The sequence below is a fragment of the Glycocaulis sp. genome (assembly GCF_050485565.1).
GTDB lineage: Bacteria > Pseudomonadota > Alphaproteobacteria > Caulobacterales > Maricaulaceae > Glycocaulis.
Window position 1 is genome coordinate 272,971 of the sequence record NZ_JBJHBQ010000001.1, and the last position, 14,128, is coordinate 287,098.

The following is a 14,128-nucleotide window of genomic DNA, read 5'->3' on the forward strand; positions in this document are numbered from 1 at the left end:
TCCCGGCTGGTAAATGCCGGTTAATCAAATACCGGGCGTCAGGGCACCGGCATGAAGAGGATGACCGGATCGCGCCGTTCGCGCTGCGGCGGCGAGCCATCTTCGGGAAACAGCTCCCACTGCGCATTGGCCAGAACGAACAACCGCCCGTCGGACACGTGCGCGGTGGTAGGCTCATCAAAATCCGGGTGACCGGTCAGGACCGGGCGGACCGTCGCCTGCTGGCCCCAGGCGTCCAGCGCGATGTGGAAGACGCCGTGCGGCTGCACACCGTTGCGTACGCCATAAAGCTCGCCATAGCTGTCGATCGTGAGGCCGTCAAAGCCGATCAGGCTGCCTTCGAGCACCTCCACGCGCGAAGCCTCACGGCTGACCGGATCGATGCGCCACAGCCCCGTGGCATAGTCCACTACCCAGAGCGCGCCTTGCGCCACGGCCAGACCCTGCAGGGAGGCAAACCGGCTGTCTTCGGCATAAACTTCAAGCACGTTGCGCGGCGCGGTCAGCGTGTAGATACGCCCCTCCACACTGTCACTGGCGTACACGATACCATCCTGCACCACGACACCGGAAAAACGCCCGGCACCGGCGATTGTATGGCGCACGGAAATCTCGCCAGTGAACAGATCAAACGCAATCAGGGCGGTCTCACGCTCGCCCGGCACGCCCTCAGGCGTCAGCGCGGTGCGCGCGGTGGCGGCATAGAGAATGCGGTTACGCCCGTCGAGCGCCATGCCGTACACCGAGCCCATGCCATCTTCCGGCCCGGCCAGGCGTTCAGGATTGCGCGGATCATCAAGACGCACCGCATAGATGGACGCATCGGCGACCGTACCAAGGTAAAGCCGCTCGGCATCGATATCGACAGCGAAGGTTTCCACCAGCGCATCGGGCAGTGGTGTGGAGAGGTAGCGCTCGGCACGGCCTACGGGTGCGAGATTCTGCGCCATCCGTTCACGCAAGGCGGCAAGGCGCGACGGTGCGTGTTCTTCCAGGGCCGCTTCCAGCCCGCTCGCTGCCGCCAGATCAAGGCTGAATCCGGCCCGGGCCAGCGCATCAAGCGCCTCAAACGCGCCGTCCATATCGCCGCCATTGGCCGTCAGCGCCACCGCATTGGTCAGCAGCCCGAAATGGCCCGGCTGAAGTGCCAGCGCTGCGGCATTGGCCTCAGCCGCGCCCGCCCAGTCGCCTTCAGCGGCCAGCATGCGCGTCTCGGCACGCAGGGCCTGTGACTGGTCGAGCAGCGAGCCGGGCGCGGGTGTATCGGAAAGAGCGAGCGAGGCCGCAAGGGCAAGAGCAAGTGCAATCATGGGACGGGAGGTTTGCCCTCACCGTCCCTGATGGCAAGCCGCAATGGCTGCTCTAGTCGTTTTCCCCAAGTACGCGCTTGCGCCGGGCCATCAACTTCAGGCGCAGGGCGTTGAGGCGGATAAAGCCTTCAGCGTCCTTCTGGTCGTAAACCATGTCTTCTTCAAAGGTGACGTGCGCCAGCGAGTAGAGCGTGGCGGGCGAGGAGCGGCCCACCACCATCACGCTGCCCTTGTAGAGCTTTAAACGCACCTCACCGGTGACGTGGCGCTGGGAGTGGTCGATTGCCGCCTGCAGCATCTCGCGCTCAGGGCTGAACCAGAAGCCCTCATAGAGCAGCTTGGCATAGCGCGGCATCAGCTCGTCTTTGAGATGCATCGCGCCGCGGTCCAGCGTGATCTGCTCGATACCCCGGTGGGCCATCATCAATATGGTCCCGCCCGGCGTCTCGTAAATGCCGCGCGACTTCATGCCGACAAAGCGGTTCTCGACGAGGTCCAGACGACCAATGCCGTGGATGCGGCCATACTCGTTGAGCCTGGTCAGCACGGTCGCCGGTGAGAGGGGCTTGCCATTGATCGAGACAGCGTCGCCGCGTTCAAACCCGATCGTGAGGTATTCGGGCGTATCGGGCGCTTCTTCGGGGGAATTGGTGCGCTGATAGACGATGTCGGAGGCTTCCTCGGCCGGGTCTTCGAGGATTTTACCCTCAGAGGAGGTGTGCCAGAGATTGGCATCGACGGAGAAAGGCGCTTCGCCGCGCTTGTCCATCGCCACCTCGATGCCATTGGCCTCGGCATAGGCGATGAGCTTGGTGCGCGAGTTGAGATCCCATTCGCGCCAGGGCGCGATGCATTTGAGGTCCGGGTCGAGGGCGGCCACGCCCAGCTCAAAGCGCACCTGGTCATTGCCCTTGCCGGTCGCGCCGTGGGCCACGGCATCCGCGCCGGTTTCATGGGCGATCTCGACAAGACGCTTGGCGATCAGGGGCCGCGCTATCGACGTGCCGAGCAGGTACTGGCCCTCATAGACGGCATTGGCCCGCACCATGGGGTAGCAGTAATCGCGCACGAACTCCTCGCGCAGATCGTCGATGAATATCTCCTTCACGCCGGCCTTTTCGGCCTTGCGGCGCGCTGGCGCCAGCTCCTCGCCCTGCCCCAGATCGGCGGTGAAGGTGACCACTTCGGCGTCGTAATGGTCCTGCAGCCATTTCAGGATCACCGACGTGTCCAGACCGCCCGAATAGGCGAGGACGATCTTCTTGACGGATTTGGACATGGGCGTTGATCCTTTCTTCAGGCGGGCTTTGCGGCGGCGCACCATAGTCGAGGCTTACATGCCCGGAAAGTCATCTTGCTGCGGCAGGTGGAAGTGTAACGCCAGCAACAGGAGCGCCCCATCTGGACAAGCGAGCCAAGCATCGTCACTTTCCGCGCCAACGCGACAGGATAAGGAGTGACGCCATGGCCCGCCGTCTGGTTATCGTAACAGGAGCCTCCTCAGGCATCGGGGCCGCGTTCGCGCGCGAGTTTGCCAGCAAGGGCTGGGATCTGGCTCTGGTCGCCCGCCGCGAAGACCGGCTGAAAGAGCTGGCCGAGGAGATGAAGGCGCGCTTCGGCGTGGACAGCCTCATCATCGCGGCAGACCTCTCCAAGGCGAGCGCGCCCAAGGAGATCGTCAAAGCGGTCGAAGATGCGGGCCGCCAGGTTGACGGCCTCGTCAACAATGCCGGCGCGGGCCAGCCGGGCCATTTCATCGAGACCAAATGGACCGATCAGGCGCGCTTTTTACAGCTCATGGTCACCAACTATCTTGCCCTCGCCCATCTGGTAGCGCCGGGCATGGCGGAGCGCGGCTTTGGCCGGATCATCAACGTCTCATCGGTCTCGGCCCTTCTGCCGAGCGCGAACGCGCATACCCGTTTTTCCGGCACGCTCTATCCGGGCGCCAAGAGCCTGCTGATCAAGTTCTCCGAAGCGCTGCATCTGGAGCTGTCGGGCAAGAACGTGCATGTGAGTGCGGTAGCGCCGGGCTATACATGGTCTGAATTTCATGACGTGAACGGCGCGCGAGCGACCGTCTCGCAAATGCCGAAATTCTGGATGCTGACGGCAGAGGAAGTCGCAACGGCAGGGTATGACGCGGTAGAGCGCGGCATCGTGCTGCGGGTGCCGGGCGCCTGGTACAAATTCCTCACCGCCCTGTCCAAAGTCCTGCCCGACCCGGTGGGCCGGGCCATCATGCGCGCGCAGGAAAAGCGCATGGCAGCGCGGGCCGGAGCGAGCCAGTGAGCGCCGATGCCCGCCTGATCACCGCGCTCGACCTGCCGACGATCGACGAAGCGAAAAAGCTCGTGGCCGCGATTGGCGATGCGGGCTGTTTCTACAAGATCGGCCTGCAGCTTTTCCCGCTGGGCGGGATGGAGCTGTGCCGCGAACTGAAAACCGCTGGCCACGGCGTGTTCCTCGATTTAAAGCTGCACGACATCTCCGCCACGGTGGAAAAGGCCACGCGCTCCATCGCGCCTTCAGGGGCCGATTACCTGACCATCCATGCCGAACCGCCGGTCATGCGCGCCGCGCACAAGGGCCGGGAAGGGACGGATTTGAAGCTCCTCGCCGTCACCGTGATGACCTCCTATGACGATGCGATGCTCAAGGAGATGGGCTTTGCCTATGGTGCGCGCGATCTCGTCCTGATGCGTACCGAGCAGGCGCTGGAGGCGGGCTGCGATGGCGTTATCGCGTCTGCCCATGAAGCGGCAGAACTGCGCGCCCGCTTCGGCGACGGCTTTGACATCGTCACTCCCGGCATCCGCCCGGCGGGCAGCGCGGCGGACGATCAGGCGCGTATCGCGACACCGGCGGAGGCTATCTCCATGGGTGCCACCCGTATCGTGGTGGGCCGGCCTGTCAATGCCGCCCCCGACCCGCGCAAAGCCGCGCAGGCGATCAATGTGGAGATGGCGGGGGGGTAGTTATCTTTAGTGATGCTCCGCACCTCCGTGCGTCGCTTCCTCGCTTACGGGTTCGCAAAGCTCACCCTTCGCTGCGGGCGGCCGGTTGGCCTTGCGGCCCCCTGACGGGGCCGAATTGCCACCTCGGCGCGCAGCGTGGCAAGCGCGAACGCGCCCGCGACTGCCTGCCCCCGCGCAGGCGGGGGTTCGCGGAACATCGCAACGCGGATGCGTTGCGGAACTAACAGAGGCATGGGTCCCCCGCATGAAGCGGGGGATGACAACATCTCGCAACCAAACAAAAAGCCCCGGACATTGCTGTCCGGGGCTTTTCACATCTCAGGCAAGCGAGGACGCTAGATCGTCTCGCTGATCCATTCCTCGATCTTGCCCTTGGCCATGGCGCCCACCTTGGTGGAAACCAGCTCGCCATTATTGAAGATCATCAGGGTGGGGATGCCGCGCACGCCATATTTGCCCGGCGTCATCGGATTTTCATCGATATTCACCTTGGCAATCGTGATCTTGCCGGAGTGCTCGGAAGCGATCTGATCGAGCGCAGGCGAAATCTGTTTACACGGCCCGCACCATTCGGCCCAGAAGTCCACGAGCACGGGGCCACCGGCCTTGAGAACATCGGTTTCGAAGGAATCGTCAGACACCGCTTTGGTCGCCATGGGCTTTCTCCCTTGGAAGGTTTAAGGCCAGCGCCCGCACATCGGCACGCCAGCCAGCCTTGATTGCCAGTACACCTAGGAAGCCGCTCCCCCACGGTCAAGCGCGCCGGGCTGCGCGGCCAGTTCAAGCGCCGCATCCATCGCTGCATCGGGCAATGCCATAAGGCGGGCTGCGTCCGTCCACACCAGCGCGCAATCGACCCGCCTGCCCGGATAAAGTGCACGCAGGAGCGCTCTATAGGCACCCATCTGCGCCAGATAGGCCGGTGCGACATCCGCCACGTCGGCAGGCGGCGGACGGTTGGTCTTGAAATCCACCACCAGCACGGCCTCCGGCGTGACCAACAGCCGGTCCACCTGACCATTGACGCGCACACCCGGCGGCAGGCCCGGCGCGGTGCCGCTTAAGGACACCTCGGCGCGCGAGCCCGGACCGAACAGGGCGGCAAATTGGGGATGATCGATGAGGGTGAGCGTTTCACGAGCAATGGCGCCACGCTCATCATCGCTGAGCGAAGGCTGGCGGGCGAGAAAATGTGCCGCCGCCTCATCGCGCCGGCCGGCTGCGATGTCGGGCAGTATCTGCAAGAGCTTGTGCACGAGCGTGCCACGCCGGAAGCGGTCGCGCCCCCCGTCGGCCAGCGGAGACAGGCCGGCAGGCTCGGCGCCCGCTTCCAGCCCCGCCAGCAGGCGCGAGGGCGCGATGGCACGGGCGGCGATGGACTCTGGCGGGGCAGGCGCGCGCAGCCAGGCGGGCTTCTCTACACGCTTGTCCTGCCCGTCCGCTTTCTTCTCCTCCTGGCGTGGATCGACGCCATAACGCCGGGCCTGAGAGGGGCTTTCCCATTCATAATGGGCGGCAATCTCATCGATGGCCGTGCCGACGCTGCGCCAGTCATCGCCCTGCCAGGCACTGGCCAGGCGGACATACCAGGAATTCTTGTCCGGCTTACCGGCATTGCCGTAGGCATGCCCGCACACGACCAGCCGGTCGCGCGCGCGCGTCATCGCCACGTAGAGCAGGCGGGCGGATTCGTTCTCCTGATCCTTCTTCCAGCCTTCGCGCAGCGCGGTGATGATATCAGGCGCGAACGCGTCATTCTCTGACCAGATCAGCCCGCTTTCCTCGTGATCTTCCAGCTGCGGATAGCGGTTGGAAGGCGGGCTGGTCGTATCGGGCAGGAAGACGATGGGCGCTTCCAGCCCCTTGGCCGCATGCACCGTCATCACGCGCACCTCGTCGCGCCCGCCTTCGGGATCGCGTTTGAGCTGGCTGTCAGAGCGGGTAATGGCATCGACGAAACGGGCAAGCGAGGGCGCGCCTTCGCGTTCATGGGCGATGGCGCGGGAGAGAAACTCCTCCAGCGGATCACGAGCCTCCTCGCGCAGGCGGGCATAGATGCGCGCCGCGCGGCTCTCGCCAGTATCAGACGTCTCGCTCAAAAACCGTGCGAAGAAGGCATAAGGGGTCAGCGTATCGACGCGGGCGCGCACCGCCATCAATGCTGCTTTGGCATCAGCGAGGGCGGGATCATCGCTGCGCTGAAGCGCCTCCCACAGCGTGGCCTTGCGGTCATGGGCGAGGCGGAACAACACGTCCTCATCAATCGGCGGATGCTCCGAACGCAGGGGATGGAAGACCGGGCCTTTGAGCACTTCGGCCAGCGCCAGATCATCGCCCGGCTGCAGGGCAAAGCGCGCAAGCGAGAGCATGTCCTGCACGACCAGCTGTTCGGGCAGCACCATGCGGTCCGCGCCCGCCACCGGCACATCTTTTATCTTCAGTTGACGGATGATCTCGGAAAAAAGCCCGCTGCGCTGGCGCACCAGTATGACGATATCGCCGGGTGTTGCGGCGCGGCGTTCCCAGCCGCCCTTCTTCTCATCCCACACCGTATCACCACGCTCGATGATACGCGCGATCTCCGTCGCCACCGCTTCGGCGAGCTGGTTGCGCGGGGAGTTGTAGCGGGCCTTGTCGACCGGGCCGTCCGCTTCCTCGTCAAGGCTGTCTTCCTCGCCCTTGGGCAGTCTGGGCGTGATGGGCCATATCTCCACGCAGCCGGGCGTACCGCGCCGGGCCGCCTCATGCCCGCGATAGGCCATGAAGGGATGGGTGCCGGTAGCGGGGCCTGCCTCCACCGTCTGTTCGCGGTCGTCGTGAAGCTTGGTGTCGGGCGGGCCGGGCAGGAATTTGGTTTCCAGACCCTTGCGAATATCAGCAAAGGCGAGATCGACCGCGCCAAGCACTTCAGGGGCCGAGCGGAAGGAGGTTTTCAGCTCCGGCCGGACAAAATCCAGCCGCGCGCCTTCGGCCAGACCGGCAAGCTTGGTTCCCTGCTCTATAAACCGGGCCGGATCAGCGTTCTGGAAGGAATAGATGGACTGCTTCTCATCGCCCACGCAGAACACGGTGCGGGCAAGCTCAGCCGCCCGCTCGCGCCCCTCTCCGGCAAAAAACTCCGCCGACAGAGCATCGATGACATCCCATTGCTCCGGCGCGGTGTCCTGCGCCTCGTCAACGAGGATATGGTCCAGCCCGCCATCGAGCTTGTAGCGCACCCAGGCCGCCATATCGGCAGTGCCAAGAAGGCGCGAGGCGCGCACCACCAGATCGGCGAAGTCCACCGCCCGCTCGCGAGCCAGCAGACGCTCATATTCGGTGATGAAGGCCCGCGCGAGGGTCAGGCTCGCCGATGTAAGCACGTGCAAGCGTGCAGCCGAGAGCTGGCGCAGCACCGCCTCCATGCGCGCGCGTTCGCTGCCTTCGGGACCGAAGAGATCAATCAGTTCCGGGCAGACCGCAGTGGCGTCGCCAGTGTAGAGATGACTGGCCGCTGTGACCTTGTCCCGCTTGGCCGTCAGAATGTATCCGCAATAGCTTTCCCACGCCCGCCCGGTATCACCCGATCGCGCGGCCTCCAGCGCCGCATACAGATGAGGTGCTCCGCTTGTACTGCGTGACTTCGACGATCCTGCCAGCGCATCCGCGCATCTTTGCAGGGCATCGATATCCAGCCCGGCGATGAAATCGGCTTTCAGGCGTGCTTCGTCCGTATCTGGATCGATCCCCAGCAAGCGCGCGGCTGCAGCGATCAGCGGACCGTCTCCCTGCGCCTGCTGGAACAGGTCTGACAGCCGGTGGCGATCGTGCGCGGCCTTCCTGAACACCGCCTCAAAGCCGGTCGGCCCGGCCCGGACGGTAATCTCCTCGATGGCGCGCGCGAGGCGGCCAGCCGGGTTCCGGCGCGCGTCCAGATACACCGCACGCTCGGCCTCAAGACGCACCCGCGCGCTCTGGGCATCCTCCTGCGTGGAGAAGCCGGGCGGCAAGCCCGCCTCCAGCGGGAATTGCCGCAACAGGCTGTCACAGAAGGCATGCAGGGTCTGTATTTTCAGCCCGCCGGGCGTTTCCAGCGCGCGCGCAAACAGCTTCCTCGCCTCGGCAAGGCGGCGCGGATCGGTATCGGTGTCCTCTCCGGTCAGGTCTTTGAGCTGGGCCTGAAGCCCCTCATCGCCCATTACCGACCAGTCGCCCAGCTTGCGGAAAAGCCGGGTCTGCATCTCCCCTGCGGCGGCCTTGGTGAAGGTCACGCACAATATGCGATCCGGTGACACGCCCTCGAGCAAGAGGCGCGCTACCCTGTCCACCAGCACGCGCGTCTTGCCTGAGCCTGCATTGGCCTCCACGAACACGCTGGCGCGCGGATCAGCCGCCGCGCGCTGGGCGGCGGAGGCAAGGGCCGCGATGGCGGGGTCAAAGCCCGGCGCGCTCATGCCTCATCCTCCCCGTTGCTGCTCTCCTTGTCCGGCGCCGTCGACCATTCCTTGCGGCGGGCAAGATGATCGTAATCGCCATACTCATTGACGAATTTGCGCCGCGGCTGGCTATGATAGGGCGTGGACGGATTATCAAATTCGGCGATATAGCGCCCAAGCCGCTCCAGCGCGGCCTCAGCCAGCTCTTCAGGGCTGCGTGCCGGTTCGCCCTTGGGCGGCTGGTCGGTGATGCCGCGAACCTCGCCTGGCTTTTTGGTGCCTTTGACGCCGATATAGGCATAACCGGCAATCGGCCCGGCCGGAATACCGTCAAATCCGCCGCCCGCCAGTATCGCGCCCTGCAAGGTGAGCTGCGGCGAGAATCCGGCCAGCACTTCCTTCGGGCTCGGGGTCTTTCCGGTCTTGAAATCGAGGATGTGATATCCGTCAGCACCGCTATCGATCCGGTCGGCTCTGGCCGTCAGGCGGAACGGGCCACCGGGCGCGCGAATATCGATCCGACCTTCAGCTTCAATGCCGTCTCTGGCCGGGAAAATGCCATTGGCGCGGCGCTCAGCCTCCCAGGCGACCACCCAGCTGGCCGCGTGGGAAAAGCGGGGCAGCTCGCTTCCCAGATCGCTTGGGGCAAACCCTGCCTCCAGCAGGGCAGCCTCGCCCAGCTCCACCAGCTGCGCATGCGCCGTTTCGGGGAGTCTGGGCCGGTCGCCCAGCTGGCGCGTCCATTGTTCCAGCGCCGCATGCCACGCCGTCCCACGCTCGGCGCCGCCGGGCTCCTGATCCAGCGGATCAAGCACTCTCAGCTTCAATATCCGCTTTGCATAAACCGCATACGGATCACGTACCCATGTCTCCACGCCCGTGACCGGCATTTCGCGGGGGCGGGCGGCCAGAGGCGGGGTGGGCAAGGGCTCCGGCGCGGGCAACAGAACCCTTTCAGGGGTATCCAGCGCGCTGGCCAGCGCTGCATAATCAGGGTCCGGTTTCAGGGCATCTCCAACACGCTCCGCTCCCAGCTTGCCGCGCGCCAGCGTCTGCAGTCGCCACAGCCAGCGCGATGCGACCGTGGGTGCACCATCAGCCATGGTGGAGCGTGTAAGGATCACTTCTGCCGTAGAGGCAAGCTCGGCAAAATCGTGGGCGGAAAGGCCCAGCCTGCGTTCGGGAGAGGGCAGGCCGACTGCCTTGCGCATCCCGCGCGACAGGAAGGGATCGGCGGCCATGGCTTGCGGCCACACACCTTCGTTAAGCCCAGCCAAAATTACCAGATCAGCGTGAAGCAGGCGCGCTTCGAGCGGGCCGAGCAGGGCCAGTCTTGGATGCGTGCCGGAGCGCGGGCGCACGCGCCGTGCGCGCGCGGTTTCCAGCCATATCCGTGAGAAGGCCCGCAAGGACAACGGCGGCAGGGCGTCCGCCTCCTCCAGAAATTCCCGCATCAGCCCAGCGGCCTGCTCACCCGCCTCCCCGGCCCAGAGCCGGTCTGCCCCCGCCTGCGCCGCGCCGCGCGCCAGCGCTTCGCCGGCCTGCGCCAGAGCAGCTGCCCACACCCGCGCAGGCTGCTCACCCTCAAGGGTGAGGAGCGGAGTCAGGCCCTGCTCGATCTCATCTATCAGTACACGCCATATATCCGGATCACGGTCCTTTATCCGTGCACGCACATCGCCCAGCGACTGGCCCGGCCTGCGCCCGCGCAAGCGCTTTGCCTCCAAAGCCGTCAGCGCCGCCATCAGGGCGGGGCGCAGCCGTCCAAGCGTGAACAGGGGCGAGACCCACAAGGCCGTCAGGGCCAGCGCCGAGCCGGGATCGCTCGCGGCTTCCAGCACACGGACAAGAAAGCTGCCCGGCGCCGTATCGCTCAAGGCTTCGCCCGCACTGTCATCCAGCCGGACATCAAAGCGCGCCATCTCGGTGGTGACACGCCGCGCCAGTGCGCGGTCCGGCGTGACCACCATGGCGGTACGCCCCGGAAATGTCAGCGTATGGCGCAAGGCCAGCGCAATCGCCCGTGCCTCGCTGGCCGGATCGCGCGCCTCAATGACGGAAAGCCCCTCAACGCCAAGACCCACGACATCACCGCCCCAGTCCCCGCTGAGCACCTCCAGCCGCTTCAGCCAGTCCGCCGTCTCGTCGGCCGGGCGCAGGGCTTCGGTCACCAGCCGGGCGCGCGCCTGCGCTTCCGTCACCGCCCGCTCGGTGGCTTGCGGATCCGCCTTTGACGGCTTCACCAGCGGCCACTCGCGCACATCCTTCCGGCTTATCCCGATGCGCTCGATAAGAGATTTCATCGCCCGCTGCGGATGACCGTCATCAATCGCGTTCCAGCTGGAATCGTCCATGAAACGGGCAAAGCCCGGCAGCACGACTGCCCCCTGCTCAAGCCTGCAGACCGTGGCCAGCAATTCAGCCGCCGCCGGAATGGAGCCTGTGGAGCCTGCCGCGATTACCGGGCCATCGGGCGGCACCTCGCGCCAGCGCGCGGCGAGCGCGGTGAGAAGCCCTGATCGGCGGCGGGCGGGATCCACCAGCCCCAACGCATCCAGATGCCGGGGCCAAGCCTCCAGCACGATGTCCAGGAACATCGCCGCTTCCTGCCGCCCCTGCGGCAGGGCGGCGCGCATCGCCTCGTCGAGACCCGACAGATCGTCAACGCCTTCAGAGGCAAATTCGTCCAGCAGGCCGGCCAGCGTATCGGCCAGCACCAGTGCGCCATCGGGGCTCATCTCCCGGCCTGATGCCGTCTCGCGGGCGATGATGAGGCTGGCCAGTTCAAAGCGCCGCCGCGCCGCGCTGATGGCGGGCAGGGCGAGCGTGGCGAACTCGCCCGGCTCGAAGGGTGGTTCGTCTGCGTCCACATCGCCCAGTGGGCGGATCAGCGGCAGGATGGCGGCCGGAATGCCCTTTTGCGCCTGTATGGCGCTGAACGCCTCTCCCAGCGCCCGGCCCGCCCGGCGCGTCGGCAGCAGCACGGTAACGCCTGCCAGCGCCTCAGGTTCGGGGAAAGCCTCGGTGAGGGTGCGCGCCAGCGACAGGAGAAAATTGGCTGCGGGTGCCAGCGCGAAAACGCGCGGGGCAGGCGTATCAAAGATGATCCGGGCGCTCATGCCCGCGAGCGTAGCCGATTCTCGACCTCGCGGTGCGTTTGCGGATCGCCGACATGCATCCAGAACGCGTCCATGACCTGCCCGGTCACGCGCCCCTGCGCCAGCGCCACATCCCATATCCGGTTGGTGGAAAACGGCTGGCGCGGCCAGCCCGCCAGCACGCGCGGATGCATCACCTGCACGCCCGCATAAAAGAGCGGCTCGGTGCCGGCGGGCGCATCGCGGAAACGTTGCAGGCGGCCTTGCGCGTCCATGGCAAAATCGCCCGGTCCTTCCAGCCCCAGAAGATTCTCCCGGCGTGCCAGAAGCAGCCGGAAATCCATGTCTCTTGCATCAAACCCGTCTGCCAGCCGGGTCAGTTCCGCGCCGTCCTCATCGACCCAGAAGGCATCGATATTGGCGACAAACACCGGATCACCGCCCAGCAGGGGCGCGGCCTTTACCAGCCCGCCGCCGGTTTCGAGCAGCTGGTCTGTCTCATCGGAAACATGGATACGCGGCGCGCCATCCCGGCTGGCCAGATGGGTCCGCATGCGCTCGGCAAAATGGTGGATATTGACCACCGCATCGGCGACGCCCGCCCGCGCCAGCGCATCGAGCGTCCAGTCAAGCAGGGCGCGGCCGCCCACCTCCACCAGCGCCTTGGGCCGGTCATCGGTCAAAGGGCGCATGCGCGTGCCCAGCCCTGCAGCCATCACCATGGCGCGCGCCGGCCTCATCGCGCACCCTCTGGCAATATCTTGCGCACCAGCGCGGCCACATCGCGCAGGGCGGGATGGGCAAGATCACGGTCGAAATGGGCTTTCACGCGGGGGATGAGGTCCAGATAGCGCGCCTTGCCGTCGCGCTCGGCGAGACGCACGAAAATGCCCAGGATTTTCGCGTTGCGCTGCGCGCCCAACACCGCATAGGCCGCATCGAAGCTCGCGCGGTCATTCAGCTTTGCCGCCTTGAAAAAGCGGTCCTTCAAAGGCTCGGCAAGATCGGGGGAAACATCCCGGCGCGCGTCTTCGATGAGCGAGACCAGATCATAGGCGGGGTGGGCAAAGAGCGCGTCCTGAAAGTCCAGCAACCCGGTGCGCCCCTCCACCTCACGATCGGGCAGCCAGAGCAGGTTCTCGGCATGATAATCGCGCAGCGCCAGCCCCGGCGCATGAGCCTCCAGACCGGCAATAGCCGCCTGCCAGACGCCCTCCCATTCGGCGCGCAAATCGTCCGAAGGCCGGGCCGCGAACCGGGGCAGGTACCAGTCCAGATAGAGGCCCGTCTCGGCAAGCAGCGCCGTCTGGTCATAATCATGCACACGCCATGACTGGCCCTGTGCCTCGAAAACGGACGGGAAGCTGGAACGGTAAATCGCCGCCAGCGTGTCCACCGCGCTGGCATAAAGCTTGCCCTCATGCGCACCGGCCGGGATAGCGCGGGCATAAAGCCCCTCACCCAGATCCTCGATCAGGAGAAGACCGCGCTCCATATCGGAGGCCAGAATGCGCGGCGCGGAAAACCCGCGCTCGATAAGCGCCTGCGCAATACCGGCAAAGGCCGCGACATTATTGCCCGCCAGCCGGGCGACCGCGTTATAGCCGAGCGCATGGCGCTGTTCCGGGCTGGCATTGTCGGGAGCCAGAGGCGTTTCGGCAGCAGCGGGCGCATCCATCAATATGGCGCGTTCATTGCCTTTGCTGGCGCGAAAATAGCGCCGCGTAGAGGCGTCGCCCGGAAAGGCCGTGACAGCCGCATCGCCCCAGCCTGCCTTGTCCAGAAATGCGGCGCGCTCGGCGGCGCGCAAATCGTCAGATACTGATCCGGCCAAGGCGCTCCCCCCAGCTGCCATGCGCGGCGAGGCGCGCGATCCGCCTGTGCTCTTGCCCGTCAACGCCGTCAAAATCCAGTGTGATCTCCAGCCGGTTATCGCTCAAAGCATCATCCAGCCGGTCCGGCCATTCGATGATGAGGACGCCGGTTTGCACCGCATCTTCCAGCCCTAGCTCGATCAGCTCTGACGGGTCCTCCACGCGGTAGAGGTCGGCATGGAGCACATCAAACCCGGCGCGCGACACATAAGCCTGCACCAGCGTATAGGTGGGGCTTGGCACCTCCTCCACGCCAGCAACTTCGCCGACAAAGGCCCGCGCCAGCGTGGTCTTGCCCGCGCCCAGAGCGCCGGTTAGCAGGATGACATCGCCGGGCACGGCCAGCCGGGCCAGCGACGCGCCAAGGCGCTGCGTCGCCTCGATACTGTCCAGGTGAATCGCAATCTCGCTCATGGCGCGCAGTAAGGCGCGCATTCACGCCCGCCACAAGAG

10 protein-coding genes are annotated in these 14,128 nt (G+C 65.6%); 2 read left to right on the plus strand and 8 right to left on the minus strand.

The genetic code is table 11. The features are described 5' to 3' along the window. Positions 1 to 38: 38 nt before the first annotated feature. Both ACQ5ID_RS01190 and ACQ5ID_RS01195 read right to left on the minus strand, forming a co-directional pair. A complete protein-coding gene (locus tag ACQ5ID_RS01190) occupies positions 39 to 1,310 on the minus strand; it encodes a hypothetical protein (RefSeq protein ID WP_429910651.1) in 1,272 nt (423 codons plus the stop codon). A 52-nt stretch (positions 1,311 to 1,362) separates the two neighbouring features. Further along, positions 1,363 to 2,589 (minus strand): argininosuccinate synthase, encoded by a 1,227-nt coding sequence (locus tag ACQ5ID_RS01195; RefSeq protein WP_429910652.1) that lies wholly within the window; start codon positions 2,587 to 2,589, stop codon positions 1,363 to 1,365. Positions 2,590 to 2,774: 185 nt separating this feature from the next. On the opposite strand from ACQ5ID_RS01195, the gene ACQ5ID_RS01200 reads away from it, so the two are divergent. Next, on the plus strand, positions 2,775 to 3,602 hold the full coding sequence (locus ACQ5ID_RS01200) for an SDR family NAD(P)-dependent oxidoreductase (protein WP_429910653.1): 828 nt from the start codon (positions 2,775 to 2,777) through the stop codon (positions 3,600 to 3,602). Continuing rightward, positions 3,599 to 4,288, plus strand: a complete 690-nt coding sequence (gene pyrF, locus ACQ5ID_RS01205; protein ID WP_429910654.1) for an orotidine-5'-phosphate decarboxylase — start codon at positions 3,599 to 3,601, stop codon at positions 4,286 to 4,288. Before ACQ5ID_RS01200 ends, pyrF begins: the two co-directional genes overlap by 4 nt. Positions 4,289 to 4,623: 335 nt before the next feature. On the opposite strand, the gene trxA is transcribed toward pyrF, so the two are convergent. The 6 genes from trxA to tsaE form a co-directional block, all read right to left on the minus strand. Further along, a complete protein-coding gene (gene trxA, locus ACQ5ID_RS01210; protein WP_371392664.1) occupies positions 4,624 to 4,944 on the minus strand; it encodes a thioredoxin TrxA in 321 nt (106 codons plus the stop codon). Between the two features lie 75 nt (positions 4,945 to 5,019). Then, complete coding sequence (gene addA, locus ACQ5ID_RS01215; protein WP_429910655.1) at positions 5,020 to 8,721, minus strand: double-strand break repair helicase AddA; 3,702 nt, start codon at positions 8,719 to 8,721, stop codon at positions 5,020 to 5,022. Further along, on the minus strand, positions 8,718 to 11,822 hold the full coding sequence (gene addB / locus ACQ5ID_RS01220) for a double-strand break repair protein AddB (protein ID WP_429910656.1): 3,105 nt from the start codon (positions 11,820 to 11,822) through the stop codon (positions 8,718 to 8,720). The genes addA and addB overlap by 4 nt, the downstream gene beginning before the upstream one ends. After that, positions 11,819 to 12,541 (minus strand): nucleotidyltransferase family protein, encoded by a 723-nt coding sequence (locus ACQ5ID_RS01225; RefSeq protein ID WP_429910657.1) that lies wholly within the window; start codon positions 12,539 to 12,541, stop codon positions 11,819 to 11,821. Before ACQ5ID_RS01225 ends, addB begins: the two co-directional genes overlap by 4 nt. Next, positions 12,538 to 13,635: an aminoglycoside phosphotransferase family protein gene (locus ACQ5ID_RS01230; RefSeq protein ID WP_429910658.1), complete on the minus strand. Its 1,098-nt coding sequence runs from the start codon at positions 13,633 to 13,635 to the stop codon at positions 12,538 to 12,540. The genes ACQ5ID_RS01225 and ACQ5ID_RS01230 overlap by 4 nt, the downstream gene beginning before the upstream one ends. Further along, positions 13,616 to 14,110 carry a tRNA (adenosine(37)-N6)-threonylcarbamoyltransferase complex ATPase subunit type 1 TsaE gene (gene tsaE, locus ACQ5ID_RS01235; RefSeq protein ID WP_429910659.1) on the minus strand — a complete coding sequence of 165 codons (495 nt, stop codon included), beginning with the start codon at positions 14,108 to 14,110 and terminating at the stop codon, positions 13,616 to 13,618. The genes ACQ5ID_RS01230 and tsaE overlap by 20 nt, the downstream gene beginning before the upstream one ends. Between the last annotated feature and the right edge of the window lie 18 nt (positions 14,111 to 14,128).